General features: G+C 43.3%; 13 protein-coding genes. 3 read left to right on the top strand and 10 right to left on the bottom strand.

Annotation, left to right across the window (positions count from 1 at the left end; genetic code table 11):
* Positions 1 to 198 precede the first annotated feature (198 nt).
* Entirely contained in the window at positions 199 to 1,209 is a 1,011-nt protein-coding gene (locus tag BM415_RS03120; protein WP_091154486.1) for a globin-coupled sensor protein, read from the bottom strand.
* A 250-nt stretch (positions 1,210 to 1,459) separates the two neighbouring features.
* The gene (locus BM415_RS03115; RefSeq protein ID WP_091154484.1) at positions 1,460 to 3,355 is read right to left on the bottom strand and encodes a PrkA family serine protein kinase; all 1,896 of its coding nucleotides are present in this window, start codon (positions 3,353 to 3,355) and stop codon (positions 1,460 to 1,462) included.
* 432 nt (positions 3,356 to 3,787) lie between these two features.
* Between BM415_RS03115 and BM415_RS03110 the strand changes: the two genes are divergently transcribed.
* A complete protein-coding gene (locus tag BM415_RS03110; RefSeq protein ID WP_091154482.1) occupies positions 3,788 to 4,501 on the top strand; it encodes a DUF2161 family putative PD-(D/E)XK-type phosphodiesterase in 714 nt (237 codons plus the stop codon).
* A 58-nt stretch (positions 4,502 to 4,559) separates the two neighbouring features.
* On the opposite strand, the gene BM415_RS03105 is transcribed toward BM415_RS03110, so the two are convergent.
* The 3 genes from BM415_RS03105 to BM415_RS03095 form a co-directional block, all read right to left on the bottom strand.
* Positions 4,560 to 5,186 carry an FMN-dependent NADH-azoreductase gene (locus BM415_RS03105; protein WP_091154479.1) on the bottom strand — a complete coding sequence of 209 codons (627 nt, stop codon included), beginning with the start codon at positions 5,184 to 5,186 and terminating at the stop codon, positions 4,560 to 4,562.
* Positions 5,187 to 5,428: 242 nt separating this feature from the next.
* Positions 5,429 to 6,655 carry an aminotransferase-like domain-containing protein gene (locus BM415_RS03100; protein ID WP_091154478.1) on the bottom strand — a complete coding sequence of 409 codons (1,227 nt, stop codon included), beginning with the start codon at positions 6,653 to 6,655 and terminating at the stop codon, positions 5,429 to 5,431.
* Positions 6,656 to 6,752: 97 nt separating this feature from the next.
* Complete coding sequence (locus BM415_RS03095; RefSeq protein WP_091154475.1) at positions 6,753 to 7,409, bottom strand: response regulator transcription factor; 657 nt, start codon at positions 7,407 to 7,409, stop codon at positions 6,753 to 6,755.
* 307 nt (positions 7,410 to 7,716) lie between these two features.
* Between BM415_RS03095 and BM415_RS03090 the strand changes: the two genes are divergently transcribed.
* On the top strand, positions 7,717 to 8,127 hold the full coding sequence (locus tag BM415_RS03090) for a hypothetical protein (RefSeq protein ID WP_091154473.1): 411 nt from the start codon (positions 7,717 to 7,719) through the stop codon (positions 8,125 to 8,127).
* Complete coding sequence (locus tag BM415_RS03085) at positions 8,124 to 9,194, top strand: phosphodiester glycosidase family protein (protein ID WP_091154470.1); 1,071 nt, start codon at positions 8,124 to 8,126, stop codon at positions 9,192 to 9,194. The genes BM415_RS03090 and BM415_RS03085 overlap by 4 nt, the downstream gene beginning before the upstream one ends.
* Positions 9,195 to 9,468: 274 nt before the next feature.
* Here BM415_RS03085 and BM415_RS03080 read toward each other — a convergent pair whose 3' ends face one another.
* From BM415_RS03080 to aroF, 5 genes are all read right to left on the bottom strand, one after another.
* Positions 9,469 to 9,723, bottom strand: coding sequence for an AbrB/MazE/SpoVT family DNA-binding domain-containing protein (locus BM415_RS03080; RefSeq protein ID WP_047909978.1), 255 nt, complete (start codon positions 9,721 to 9,723; stop codon positions 9,469 to 9,471).
* A gap of 160 nt (positions 9,724 to 9,883) precedes the next feature.
* Positions 9,884 to 10,348, bottom strand: coding sequence for a tRNA (uridine(34)/cytosine(34)/5-carboxymethylaminomethyluridine(34)-2'-O)-methyltransferase TrmL (trmL, locus tag BM415_RS03075; RefSeq protein WP_091154468.1), 465 nt, complete (start codon positions 10,346 to 10,348; stop codon positions 9,884 to 9,886).
* A 169-nt stretch (positions 10,349 to 10,517) separates the two neighbouring features.
* Entirely contained in the window at positions 10,518 to 11,606 is a 1,089-nt protein-coding gene (gene serC / locus BM415_RS03070; RefSeq protein ID WP_091154466.1) for a 3-phosphoserine/phosphohydroxythreonine transaminase, read from the bottom strand.
* 209 nt (positions 11,607 to 11,815) lie between these two features.
* Complete coding sequence (gene glnA, locus BM415_RS03065) at positions 11,816 to 13,240, bottom strand: type I glutamate--ammonia ligase (RefSeq protein WP_091154464.1); 1,425 nt, start codon at positions 13,238 to 13,240, stop codon at positions 11,816 to 11,818.
* A 309-nt stretch (positions 13,241 to 13,549) separates the two neighbouring features.
* Positions 13,550 to 14,599 (bottom strand): 3-deoxy-7-phosphoheptulonate synthase, encoded by a 1,050-nt coding sequence (gene aroF, locus BM415_RS03060; RefSeq protein WP_091154462.1) that lies wholly within the window; start codon positions 14,597 to 14,599, stop codon positions 13,550 to 13,552.
* Between the last annotated feature and the right edge of the window lie 145 nt (positions 14,600 to 14,744).

Raw genomic sequence — 14,744 nt, 5'->3', positions numbered from 1 at the left:
ATGAATGAATTCATTATAGCCTAAAAGGTGTCATCCTCATAGAATTAAATTGTATGCGCTTACTATTTACAATTAAAAGGAATTTAGAAGAGACAAAAGACATTACAATGCCTTTTGCTCTTATTTCAGGATTTTGCATAATTCGATTTAGCGAAGTGAAGAGGTATATATCTAGTTGATTTGAACCGTTCTTAGAAGCTACGAATGAGAGGCTTGAAGCTCTTTGGGGTCACCTGATACGGATTCCATTATCTGAACGAATGCCATAAGCTCACTGGAGCTGAATACTTGCTTACTTGCGTTGTCCTTCGTATTATCGGACTCACTCTGTACTTGATCCAGCTTCGTTCTAATACTGTTCAGCACACTCTGGATTTGCTCCATTGCCTTCTTGGAACCCGTAGCCAGCTTGCGGATCTCTCCTGCCACGATCTCAAAGCCCCTCCCGCTATCTCCCGCATGAGCAGCCTCAATGGCTGCATTTAGTCCCAGCAGATGGCTTTGGTCTGAAATTTCACGGATGAGACTACCCATCTTTTGAATTTCCTTTACCTCTTGATTCAGGTCATCGATCAGCTTATGGGCAGATTCCTGGGAAGCTGCCGTCTGTCTTGCTGTTTCGGCGATCAGCTCTGTATTGTTATGCAGCTCATCAATCATACCGGTCAGTCTCTGAGACACCTCTGTAATAGCCTGCAGCAGACGCTCCTGCTCATCAGCAATATCGGTTATCTTCTGCTTTTCCTTTCCTTCGTAAGCTTCGAGCACAAGCTGGGAATCAAAATTAAACATCTTGCTAAGAGCATGTATAACAGGATACCATCCATTTGGCATGATTTGCTGTACGATGCTGGTGGCCACATCCAGATACACCATATAACTGCCCAAGTAAAAATCGGATTTAAGTCCAATTTTGGAATGGATAAGCCCGATTTGTATACGCTTCTCAATAAAATCTTCATTTATACGCCCATCGGTCAGGGACATAAAATACCACCGTTGTGTCTGCTTTAAACGTTCTATCGTGGAGTATTTGGTAATGATGCCTCTAAGTTCTTCCACTTGTTCTATTCGGTCATATAACCGGTCAACAACCTCATCTACTATTTTTTCAAAAATAGGACGGTGGTTTTGAAGCAATTTCAGCTCCAGATTGGTAATACCTATGTAGGCCAGCTGTCGTTCTCGATCTTCGGAAACCTCAATCATTTCGAAAATTCTCCCTCCTTGCAACTTTTTTTCCTTATATTAGTATTTTTTTTGCTTCGAAAAATCATTATAGACCTTTAATACCACAATATCATAATCCTAAAGTCCTATTTTTCATTTATCTTCCTATTCTCATTACAGGAAAAAAGTAAAAACACGCTATCTGAGTTGCACAATTTGCAATAATCAGACAGCGCATTATGAAATGGGGTTAAGATGTTTGCAAGGGGATAGGTGTAAAAAAAATAAGTTAGCGGTTCAACAAGCTGCCCACATAACGCAACAGCTCATTTGCGCAGACCGGGCAATAACCGTGCTCGTCAATCAGTCTGGAGCTGACCTCATTAATGCGTTTCAGCTGATTTGCATCTGGTGTTTTGGTTGAAGTTGTAATCTTCACGATATCCTTCAGATCAGCGAACAGCTTCTTCTCAATCGCTTCACGAAGTCGATCATGACTGCTGTATTCAAATTTTTTGCCTTTGCGGGAATAGGCTGAAATCCGAATTAGAATTTCTTCACGGAAGGCCTTTTTTGCATTTTCAGATACACCGATTTGCTCCTCAATGGAACGCATGAGGCGCTCATCTGGATCCATCTCCTCATCGGTCAGAGGATCACGAATTTTACTCCAATTGCAGAAGGCTTCAATATTGTCCAGGTAATTCTCAAACAACGTTTTGGCCGACTCCTCAAAGGAGTAAACAAAAGCCTTCTGCACTTCTTTTTTGGCAAGCTCATCGTATTCTTTGCGTGCTACCGCGATAAAGTTCAAATACCGCTCACGTTCTTCCTTCGTGATGGAGGCATGCTGATCCAATCCGTCTTTGATGGCTCTTAATATATCCAGTGCATTGATGCACTCCAAGTCCTGCTTAATCAACGCACTCGAAATGCGGTTGATAACATAACGGGGATCAATACCGGTCATGCCCTCTTCCAGATATTCATTCTGCATTTCTTTGAGGTCTGCTTCTTTGTAGCCCTCGACCTCTTCCCCGTCATACATTCTCATTTTTTTAACGAGATCCATGCCTTGTTTTTTGGATTCCTTTAACCGAGTGAGAATAGAGAAGATTGCAGCCGTCTTCAAAGCATGAGGCGCAATATGAATATGGCGCATATCACTTTGTTCAATCAGCTTTTTATATATTTTCTCTTCCTCTGACACCTTCAAATTGTAAGGAATCGGCATAATGATCATCCGTGACTGAAGGGCCTCATTTTTCTTGTTGGATATAAATGCCTTGTACTCCGATTCATTCGTATGAGCCACAATCATCTCATCGGCACTGATCAGTGCAAATCGGCCTGCCTTGAAGTTTCCTTCCTGAGTAAGCGAGAGCAAATTCCATAGAAATTTCTCATCACACTTGAGCATCTCTTGGAATTCCATTAATCCGCGGTTTGCTTTGTTCAGCTCCCCATCAAAACGATAGGCCCGTGGATCGGATTCAGAACCATACTCCGTAATGGTTGAGAAATCAATGCTTCCTGTTAGGTCAGCAATATCCTGAGATTTCGGATCAGAAGGACTAAAGGTACCGATCCCGATTCGATTGTCTTCCGATATAAATACCCGCTCTACACGTACCTTTTCTATGTCACCGTCATACTCTGTTTTCAGTCGCATTTGGCAGGAAGGACACAAATTCCCTTCAATTCTTACACCCAGCTCTTTCTCTACCTCAGGTCTTAGCTCCAGCGGGATTAAATGAAGCGGGTCCTCATGCATTGGGCAGCCTTCTATCGCGTAAACTGCACCTTTATCTGTGCGGGAGAATTGCTCCAATCCGCGTTTAAGCAGAGTCACGAGCGTCGATTTTCCTCCGCTGACAGGACCCATCAAGAGTAAAATCCGCTTACGGACATCCAGTCTCCGAGCTGCTGAATGGAAGTATTCCTCAACAAGCTTCTCCACGCTTCGGTCTAGTCCAAAAATCTCCTGCTCAAAAAACTTGTAACGCTTATGCCCTCCGATTTCTTCCACACCGTACGATTTGATCATCTCATACACTCTTGCGTGAGCCGTCATTGCAGGTGTTGGATCCTTTTTTAGAATTTCAATATACTCTTTGAATGTACCCGACCAAGATAAACGATTACTCTCAGCCCGAAATTCAGCAACGCGTTCAAATATGTTCATGCTCCTTCGTACCTCCCATGGCTCCATAATGATTCAGCATCCACTCCGAATAAGGATAAGGTCAATTCATAAGCTCCCCTGCTTCAAATCTTCCCATTAGCGTTAAAATATGCAATTATCTCGCCTACCCTGAAGCTTGACGATTTGATCTAAAAAAAGTGTATTACATACCTATGCGTTAATTCGGATAAGTTGCCTCTTTTTTTGTGACAGGTTCTCTTTTCGAGACTGAAAAACATATGGATCTTAAAATGAACCCTTCCAAGTCATATGCTATACTTGATGAAATATGGATGTTTATGAAAGAGCTTAACTAATACGTTTATGTACTCCTCCATTAAATTAGACATGAACTTGATAAAGGATTAAGCGTACATGGATGCAATTCATACGGTGGAAGGGTTGCACAGCAATAAAGGAGTTTGATCAAGAATGGCCGTTCAATATGAAACAGAATTATACGAGCCGATAAAATCCTATTTTGAGAAGCAAGGATACCATATTAAATCTGAAGTGAATTATTGTGATTTGGTGGGTGTAAGAGAGGATATGCCTGACCCGTTAATTGTGGAAATCAAGAAGACCTTTAATCTATCGCTTCTTCTGCAAGGAATGCAAAGATTAAAAACGAGCAGCAATGTTTATCTTGCCGTTGAACGAAACCGGGTGAAGCGCGGGGCTGCTAATCAGCGGTTTGGAGAGATTACAGACCTATGCAGAAAGCTCGGTTTGGGACTCATCACCGTAATACGATACAAAACAAAACCTGCTCTTGTCGATTGTTTATGTGTTCCCGAGGCTGCCCTTACTTCCTCCAAAACAATCAAAAGACGCAAAGACCTCCTGCTTAAGGAATTTGATGGACGCAGCGGAGATTACAACCTGGGCGGCAGCCATAAAGCCAAGCTAGTCACTGCCTACCGGGAACGTGCACTTCGAGTTGCGCAGGCACTTGCACCCATTCCGTCCGCCTCTCCTGCCGAGCTTGCCAGACGGACAGGGATAACGAATACAGCTTCCATCCTGCAAAAAAATTATTATGGCTGGTTTACCAGAATTGAGCGCGGCCGGTATACACTGAGTGAGCAGGGAAGAGAGGATTTGGACAAGTATTATGCGGTACTTCAGCAACATCCACTACCTTGAGCTGCAAAAAGGCTGGATGCAATATTCTCGCATCCAGCCTTAAATTTAAAAGTATCGATTAGAAACGGGAAGCCGTTTCTGCAACTTTTCTAAGTCCTTCTTGTACAATTTCTGCAGAGCGGTCAGGGAAGGCATTATGTCCTTCAATAACCAGAACCTCAGGGTTTTGAATACCCCAGAAGCCAAATGCAGAAGCTACGTATTTAACAGCCATTTCAACAGCTGCCAGAGGTCCTTCAGAGTATACGCCGCCGCGAGCGTTCAGAAGTACCACTTTCTTGTCGCCTACAAGACCCGCTGGGCCTTCAGCAGTGTATTGGAAAGTCACACCTGCTTGGCTCAGGTAAGAAATGTAGTTAACAAGCGGTGCAGGAACAGTGAAGTTCCAGAGCGGGAATGCCACAACGACTTTGTCAGCTTCCAAGAATTGTTTTTGATAAAATGCAGCCAGATCAGCAGCTTCTTGCTCAGCTGGAGTCGTTTCGATGCCTTTAGCTACTTTGAACGTGCCTGTTGCGGCATTGTTTCCGTAAGCCGGAAGGTTAGCTGCAAACAGATCCAATTCAATGATGCTGTCTGTAGGATTTGCTTCCTTGTATGCATTATAGAATGTGTCGTACATTTGTACGCTGATCGCTTGATCCGCAGGACGGTCATTCGCTTTGATAAATAATACGTTTGCCATAATAGTAAATTCTCTCCCTAAATAAGTGTAGTTATCTCTATATGTCATTTGAAACCAACTAATAAAGTGATTGCAACTGACTTATAAACATAATATATAAAAATGTTAGTAAGTTCAATAAATAAATTATATTTTGAATTATTTTTCACAATATCTTTAGTTGCATTAATCAAAAGTATACATAAATCAAAACGAAAAAAAAAGAGAGGAAGCCCCTCTCCTTATGTCAACAATATGTCTCTCTAACTTCGAGCCGTAAACTCGGATATCGCTTCGCTGATCAAATTCATCCCGAGTAACAGCTCTTCCCTTCCAGGTCTGCTAAAATTGAGCCTAATATAGTGCTCTGTCTGTTTGCCAGGAGAACACCTGGAGCCAGGCAGGAACGATACACCTTTGTGCAGCACAGCTTTGAGCAGAGCTTCGCTGCTTAGTCCCGGAGGAAGCTCAATCCAGAGGTACATTCCCCCGGTTGGCGGATGATATTTCACATTCTTGAACCCCGGTCTTTTTAACAGCTCAAGCATCAGCTTTAGTCTTACCTCATACTCTCTGTTGAGCAGAGCAAGATGTTCATTCCATTTGAAGGAAGTGGAGCCCAGCAATTGGTACAATATTTGTTGATTGATCGGACTGGATTGCCAATCAGCCATCTGCTTCAAAGAAGACATGCCTTGAATCAACCGTTTATCACCGGTTGCCCATCCCGTACGCAGAGCAGGAGCAATAGTTTTACTGAAAGAACCTATATACAGCACATGATTCCCATTGTCTGCTTGATCCATCGCATACAGAGCAGGATAGCTCTCTGAGAAGGGATTTGCCGGATCGTCTGCTCCAAAATGCAATTCTCCATAGGAATCATCCTCGATAATCAGCACACTGTATTTTCGACATAGATCCAGTACGGCTTTACGTCTGGGAAGACTCCATAAAATTCCCGTTGGATTTGAAAAACTGGGTGCAGCAAAAAGCAGCTTCGGACGATGCTTCTGAAACTGCTCTTCAAGATGTTCCGGGACAATACCTTCCGTATCGGTAAAAACAGGTAATATGACCGCACCTTGCATCTGCAGCACCTGCAGACATCCTGGTGATGTCGGACTCTCCACGACAACCGTATCACCAGAATCGACCAGAAGTCTTGTGACCAGATCAATCGTCTGCTGTGTACCTGTCGTCAGCAGTATTTGTTCCTCTGTAGTACGAATTCCTTTTCGTAACTCCCAATCCTTACGAATCCAGCCTCTAAGCGGCAAGAACCCTTCTGGCTCACCATATTGTAGAACTGAAGGATCAGACGAGAAGACAGCATGTGCCGCTTCACCCAATCGTTTGATCGGGAAAAACTCCTCCGCAGGAAGCTCTTCAGCCAGCGAGATAAACGAATTTTGTCTTTTGACATTGTTCGTCCTGTTCGCATGTGAAGATAATAACCTGGAGGAATGGGAAGCAAAGGAGAACTCCATGTATTTCCCCCCTATCCGGGTAATCGTCCCATCTCATGATTCCTCTCTCTATCGGGACGTATAAAGACTATTCGCCGTACACATCTATTATGCCTTGTTACACATACTGCTTCTTATGTATTTTGGAATACAAGGTGAACTGTTCAATAGCTTGAGCCCGGCTAGATACGCCCAGTTTTGTGTATATTTTGCGGAGATAGTTGTCTACTGATCTTCTGCTGACATCTATTTCATTAGCGATCTTATCGTATGTCACACCTTGAACGATTCGTTCCATAATGAAGATTTCCATATCTGTAAGCTGAAGATGAATATCTAGTTCTTGGTCCACCGTGTTCGACCACTCGTCATTAGTCAACCAATGCAAAGGAATAGAGGCCAGCCCCTCACGCAGACCGGAAATCATATGAATAAGCTTCATGGGCGAAGATTGCTTAGACAGCATTCCGCTTGCGCCTAGACTGATATTTCTCTTATACAGGTTCAAATTATCCTCATCCGTCATCACGACAATATGAGTGTTTGGAGAGACCTGCTTCATCTCTACGATAAATTGGTCCGCATTTCCGTCAGGCAATTTATAGTCGATTAGAACGAGGTCCGGCTTCAAGCTGCTTACTTCTGCCAATCCATCCACCCCAGTGGAAACCATCGCCCGGACTAATAGGTCCTGATGTTCTTCCAATATTAATTTTGTTCCTAGCATGCTGGTCGGATGAATATCAATCAAGACCACCTGCCATACCTTTCTCATATAAGCTCCTCCTAGTTCGTTAATAGATATAATTTATGAAAATTGATAGAACGTGCGTCAATCATAGTTTAGAGGAAGCACAGCCCAAAAGGATAAAAACAAATCACATTTCACCAGAAAAGACATCCCTCTTAAGTCCTTAATTTGGATTATATATGAAATTGTATCCTAGGACTTCCTTCCGATGCAATCTCTTTTTCCTTTTTCCGCTAAAGAAGTTCTTTTTTGCGTAAGAGGGCGGCCGCATGATAGAATGAGGACTGGAAAATTTATAGAATTTTGTAGGAACAACACGAGGAGTGATGAAATGAATCCATCAACAGAAGAGAACACAAGCCATCACACCCGGCAAGCTGCAAGGAGAAGCAAGCGATCTGTCCGTCTGTTTCTAGTATTATGGATTATTATTATTGCCTTAGGAGCTGCCGCAGCCTACTTATACAGCAATCATTTAAGAGAACAAATGATACTAGAAATTCAGACCTATAATGATCAGCAGTTGCTGGTCGTCAAGCAGGAGTATCAGACACAGCTGGATGAAATCTCAAGTGAGCTGGTCAGCTTGCAGGAGCAAGTTCAGACCTTCAATGAACTGCTGACCTTCACAAAGGACAATGCCGGCAATACTACCGATAACAGTAATCAGCTATATTCTGAGCTTAGAGAAGTGAAGCAGCAGCTGGATACGCTGCAGAAGAAGATGGATCTGTTAAAATGATGACTTCACTGCAAAAAGTAAATCGCTTTTTCATGCTGATTACAGCTCCCTTTATCGGACTGCTTGTATACCTGCTCTTATTGCAGCCGCCGCTCGATTTAAGTTCGCTTTCGCCAAAGGACGAGCTTATTCCGCAAAACACGATCATCTCCCAAACAGAGAATATTAGCCAAGGTCTGGCGGAAGCGAAAGTGCTGGCCGAAACAACCTCTTCTTATATTCAAAAAACAACCGAGTTGTATGAGAATACGACTAAAACGATGGAAAGCATTGCGAACATGACCGCAGCACAAGCAAGAAAACCTGAAGCGATCTATGACAAGCGGATATCTGCAAAGCTTGGCACACCGATTGAACAAGTCAACAGCGACAGGATTCGGATAGAACTATACCAAATGAACCCAGGACCATATCAAGGCTATGCCATGAAGATCAAGCTTAAGGATCCGAGTGCCATGAAGATGTCGATCGGTGAAGGTGTCGGCAAATCCCAAACGACGATGCAGGCTGTCGCACGCAGTGGTGCGGTTGCAGGCATTAATGCCGGGGGATATGCTGACGCAGGCGGCAGCCGGTATCCACTTAGCACAACGGTAGCTAACGGCAAATACTTGACTGGCTTTCATCCCAGCACGAAGGATCTCTCCTTTGTCGGCTTGAACAAGAAAGGCGAGCTGATTGGAGGAAGATTTACCAAACAAGCCGATCTAGACAAGCTAGAGCCTTCATTTGGCGCCACCTTCGTCCCCATGCTGCTTAAAGACGGCAAGAAGCTGATCATCCCATCCAAATGGAAAACAACGCCGAAGCGTGCACCAAGAACGGTCATTGGCAACTATAAGGATGACCAGCTGCTCATCCTGGTCGTGGATGGATACGATGAAAAAGGAAGTTCGGGAGCAACACTCCAAGAGCTTCAGAATAAAATGTACAAGCTTGGAGTGCAAAATGGCTATAACCTGGATGGCGGCGGCTCCTCTTCACTGATTCTGAATGGACGTGTCGTGAATAAGCCTTCGGACGGTGTCCTACGAAAGCTGCCAACACATTTTCTTTTCTTCGAATAAACATTTACGAATCAGGAAAAAGATTCCTTTTTGAGACAAGTATCAGTATAATAGAATTCACAAGGTAACAGGAGGTGGATGACATGTCATTTTCGTTGACTTTCTGGATCGTCACCCTGGTGCTTGTATTGTATTTGGGAGGCATACTGACTTCTTCTTACAATGATGACAAGACGAAGGGTCTATAAAATGCACCAAAGAAGCTCCCCTCTGCTGAGGAGAGCTTCTTTCTTTATAAGCCTATGCTGTGCTTGGGCTTGGCTTGGTTTTAAGTTTAGGCGTTCTCTTGAAGACCTGTCATCTCTGTAAGACACACACCACAAATGTAACGATCTTTGAACTCGCTTACTTCTTCCATCGATCCGCAGAAAATGCATTTTGGACGATAACGCTCCAAAATAATATGATCTCCTTGCACTAAAATTTCAACGGGATCTCCTTCATTCATTTGATATCTTTTACGCAAAGATTTCGGCAGCACGATTCTTCCGAGCTGGTCAACCTTACGTACGACTCCAGCAGGTTTCATTAACGGTACACACTCCTGTTCATTTTTCTTTCTTTGTAGGTACAATTGTACTATGTCTATACATTCGCTCTTTTTTTGTCGAATCCTGCAAGAATTAATAAAAATATTAACTTTATTTTAGGTACCCATTTTTTGAAAGTAAGATACCAAAAGTTGGGATTTAATTCATGCCAGGATAATCCAGCTGCCTAAGCGCTTCATAAACGATAATCGCTGCTGAATTCGACAGATTTAGCGATCTGACTGCATCCGTCATAGGCATTCGCATACAGGTATCTGGATTTGCATTAATAAGTTCAGGCGGGAGACCTTTTGTTTCCTTTCCAAATACTAGAAAGTCACCATCTTTAAACTCGAAATCACTGAAACGATTTTTCGCTTTGGTGGTTGCATAGAAAAATCGGCTATCTGCATATTTCTGTCTAACTTCATCAAACGAATTATGGTATTCGATATTTACCGAATGCCAATAATCCAATCCCGCCCGTTTCAAGGTGCGATCATCCGTGTTAAATCCGAGCGGATGCACCAAATGCAAATGTGTTCCTGTTGCTGCGCAGGTTCTTGCAATATTTCCTGTGTTTGCTGGAATCTCTGGTTCCACAAGTACGATATGTAATGCCATTTGACTCTAATCCCCTCTTATAATGGACTGCAGAATTTTGCCATATCATGCAGCAAAACCTGAATAATGATGAAAATTCGAATCGTATAAAATAAAATTATAATATAAAAAAGCACCTCCCACAATATTTGCAGGAAGTGCCCCGTATTTCCGATGCCTTTATTGAATCTTAGCCATGTGTCTGCTGGAATTGTTTCATAAAATCAGTCAGCGCTTTTACACTCTCCATTGGAACTGCATTGTAAATAGAAGCACGCAGGCCGCCTACGCTGCGATGTCCCTTCAAGCCGATAAATCCTTCTTGCTCAGATTGCTTGATAAATGCCTTCTCCAGTCCCTCATCCGCAATCCGGAATGTAACGTTCATTCTTGAACGATCTCCAGAATGGGCGCAGCCTCGGAAGAAGCCATTGCTCTCGTCTATTGTATTATAGAGGATGCCTGCCTTCTCTTCATTCTTCGCTTCAACGCCGGCAAGACCTCCTTGTTCTTCTATCCATTTCAGAACTTCGTTAACCATATAAATACCAAAGGATGGCGGTGTATTATAGAGAGAATTGTTGCTTACAAATGTATCATAACGGAGCATGGAAGGGAGATGTTTAGGCGATTCGTTAACAAGCTCCTCTTTAGCTACGACGACGGTAACCCCGGATGGTCCAAGATTTTTTTGAGCCCCTGCGTAGATCATATCGAATTTCGTCATATCAAGCGATCTGCTTAGAATATCACTGGACATATCTACAATTAAAGGAGTCGTTCCTGTATCCGGGAAGTCTCTAAACTGTGTTCCCTCTATCGTTTCGTTTGAAGTCATATGCAGGTAAGCGGCATTGCTATTCAGTTCAATATCAGAGAGCTCTGGTAGCTTCATGAACTTCGAGGACTCACCTGAAGCAATAATGCTCGTCTCGCCGATCAGTTTTGCCTCAGACAGCGCCTTCTTCGCCCAGCTCCCTGTATGTACATAATGAGCTGTTTGGCCAGCAGACAGGAAATTCATCGGTATCATAGCAAATTGTGTGCTTGCACCGCCTTGCAGGAATAACACTTTATAACCCGTCGGGTTACCGAGAAGCGCAAGAAGGCGTTCCTGGGCTTCGTTATGCACAGCTTCATAAACTGCCCCGCGATGGGACATCTCCATAATCGACATGCCTGTGTTCTTATAATCGACAAATTCAGCTTGTGCCCGATTGAGCACCTCTAATGGCAGTGCCGCAGGTCCCGCATTGAAGTTAAATGCTCTCTTACTCAATATAAAAACCGCCCTTCTCTCCAAGTTAGACTATCCATATATAACATCTTATGATACGTATGATTATTGGTATGATAGCAGTTATCGTTCGTGTCTTCAAGTGCTTTTCGCACGAATATAAGGCAGTATCGTTACGAATAAGGGAAACCCCCGGGAAATTGAAATTTCCCGAGGGCTTATGATTAATCATTATGTGATATGAGTGCTGATTAGCAGTCGAAGTACAGGCTGTATTCATGCGGATGAACACGGATAGATACAGCTTTAGCTTCGCCACGTTTGAATTCAATGTAGTTATCAATGAATTCTTTAGTGAATACGCCGCCTTCTGTCAAGAACTCAAAGTCAGATGCAAGAGCGTCAAGCGCCTCATCGAGGGAAGCCGGCACGCTGCGGATGTTCTCTTTGTCTGCATCAGACAGTTCATAGATGTTCTTGTCGATTGGACCATATCCAAGCTCCGTAGGGTTGATCTTCCGTTTGATACCATCAAGACCCGCCATAAGCATAGCTGCAAAAGCAAGATAAGGGTTAGCAGTAGAGTCCGGAGTACGGAACTCGATACGGCATCCTTTAGGTGTTACAGCTGCAACTGGAATACGTACCGCTGCAGAACGGTTACCTTTGGAGTACACAAGGTTAACTGGCGCTTCATAACCAGGTACAAGACGCTTAAACGAGTTTGTACTAGGGTTAGTAAGTGCAATAAGCGCTGGAGCATGGTACAGAATACCGCCAATGTAGTGAAGCGCCATTTCACTTAGGTTAGCATATGCGCCTTTTTCGTAGAACAAAGGAGTATCGCCGTCAAAGATGGATTGGTGAACGTGCATTCCACTGCCGTTATCGCCGAAGAGCGGTTTAGGCATGAAGGTCGCCACTTTGCCGTATTGACGAGCTGTATTATGAACGATGTATTTATAAACGAGCAGGTTATCTGCTGTTTTCTTCAATGTATCAAAACGGAAGTTGATTTCTGCTTGACCCGCAGTCGCAACTTCATGATGGTGACGCTCTACGCGAATCCCTACTTCATCAAGAAGACGGGACATTTCGCTGCGGATATCTTGTTGAGTATCCATTGGAGCTACAGGAACGTATCCGCCTTTAGTGCGGATCTTGAAACCAAGGTTACCGCCTTCTTCTTTGCGGTTTGTATTCCAAGCTGCTTCTTCGGAATCAACATAGTAAGATGAGCTGTTCGTTCCACTTTCGTAGCGAACGTCGTCAAAGATAAAGAATTCGGATTCCGGAGCAAAGTTTGCACGTGTACCGATACCTGCTTTTTGCAGATATTCTTCGGCTTTAACAGCGATGCCGCGCGGGTCACGCTCATAACGCTCTCCGTCTGGAGTGAAAATATCACACATTACGTTTAGTGTAGGATGTGCTGTGAATGGGTCAATAAAAGTGGATTCTGGATCCGGCATCATTACCATATCGGATTCTTCGATACCACGGAAACCTGGAATAGAAGATCCATCAAATGCTACCCCGTTAACAAAGGTTTCTGCTTCAACTTCAGATGCTGGCAGTGAGATATGGTGAGCGCGGCCAGATAGATCTACAAAACGAAAATCTACCCATTCAATGTTGTTTTCCTGAATTGATTTCAATACATTTTCAACAGACATGTGTTCTTCCTCCCAAATTTTCCGAACATTTGACGAGCTAAGCCTTGTGAATGTTCATTAAATCGAATTTTTAACTGAGGTAAGTATAAATCCCAAATCTTACATCGTCAATACTTATGTCAGGTATTTTTTATACTAGTGTAAGATATACTCACACTTTAATGAAAAAATACGAATATAGACAAATAGCCTAAATCTCCGGTTTAGAAGCCGGAAAGATAGGCAATTTATCACATGAGAATGATACATTTAATTTTACATTTTATTAATATTTTACCTATTATAATTAAAATTTCGTCTTTGTCATTATTAAAGACTTGCAGTTATAGGTGATTTCTTTGTATTAAATGACTTACCTACAATTGGAGCAAGCTTCTCCAAATCCTGAAGCAAATGAGCAAACTGATCCGGGAACAATGATTGAACGCCATCGCCAGTCATCGAATTGTCAGGGTCCGTATGCATTTCAATAATCAAACCATCTGCACCTGCCGCTACAGAAGCCTTCGTCATCGGTTCAACAAGCTCTCTGCGTCCCGTTCCATGACTCGGGTCCGAAATGACCGGCAAATGGCTGAGCTGCTGAAGCACAGGAATTGCTGACAAATCCAGTGTATTCCGAGTGTAGGTCTCAAATGTGCGGATTCCGCGTTCACAGAGCATGACATTCGGATTCCCTCCAGCCAGGATGTACTCGGCCGCATTCAAGAATTCATCATAAGTAGCACTGAAGCCGCGTTTAAGAAGCACAGGCTTACCGCAAGTTCCAAGCTTGCGAAGCAAATCAAAATTTTGCATGTTACGTGTTCCGACTTGGAGGATATCTGCATACTCAGCGCAAATGTCTACATATTCAGGGGTCATGACCTCAGTAATGGTTAGAAGGTCATGTTTCTTCCCCGCTTCCGCCATCATGATAAGTCCTTCCACACCAACCCCTTGGAAGCTGTAAGGTCCCGTCCGTGGTTTAAATGCTCCTCCGCGAAGTATTTGACCTCCTGCTGCTTTAACGAGCCCCGCAATCTCATCGATCTGCTCAGCGGATTCAACCGCACATGGACCACCCATGACGACCAGCTCGCCGCCGCCAATATTTACGCCTTTTATTGAAATGACTGTATCCTCAGGATGAAAGTCTCTGCTTGCTAGTTTGTATGATTTCGAAATTTTGACCACGTTCTCTACACCTTTCATTTGTCGTAAATGTTCTGCAAGTTTAGGCTCAACGGAACCAATGAGTCCGATTACGGTCCGATCCTTCCCTCTGGAGAGATGAACCTGGAGTCCTTCCTTCTCTATGACGGCAATAATATCCTGAAGCTGCTCCTCAGGCGTAGTGTTTCCAGTTATAACGATCATATATAATCGATACCTGCCTCTCAATAAGAAATTAAAGTCTATTTTATTATGAATGACCTCATATTCTGTAGAACTTATTCACACTTAAACGCTTGTTCGCTTTTAAGCTTTTATACGTTAAAGCAACTATACATCATTATGTCTC

It is taken from the genome of Paenibacillus sp. 453mf, from assembly GCF_900116105.1.
In the GTDB taxonomy this organism is placed as follows: Bacteria; Bacillota; Bacilli; order Paenibacillales; family Paenibacillaceae; genus Paenibacillus; species Paenibacillus provencensis.
The sequence above is the reverse complement of the archived record's forward strand: the minus strand, read 5'-3'. Positions and strand labels throughout refer to the sequence as shown.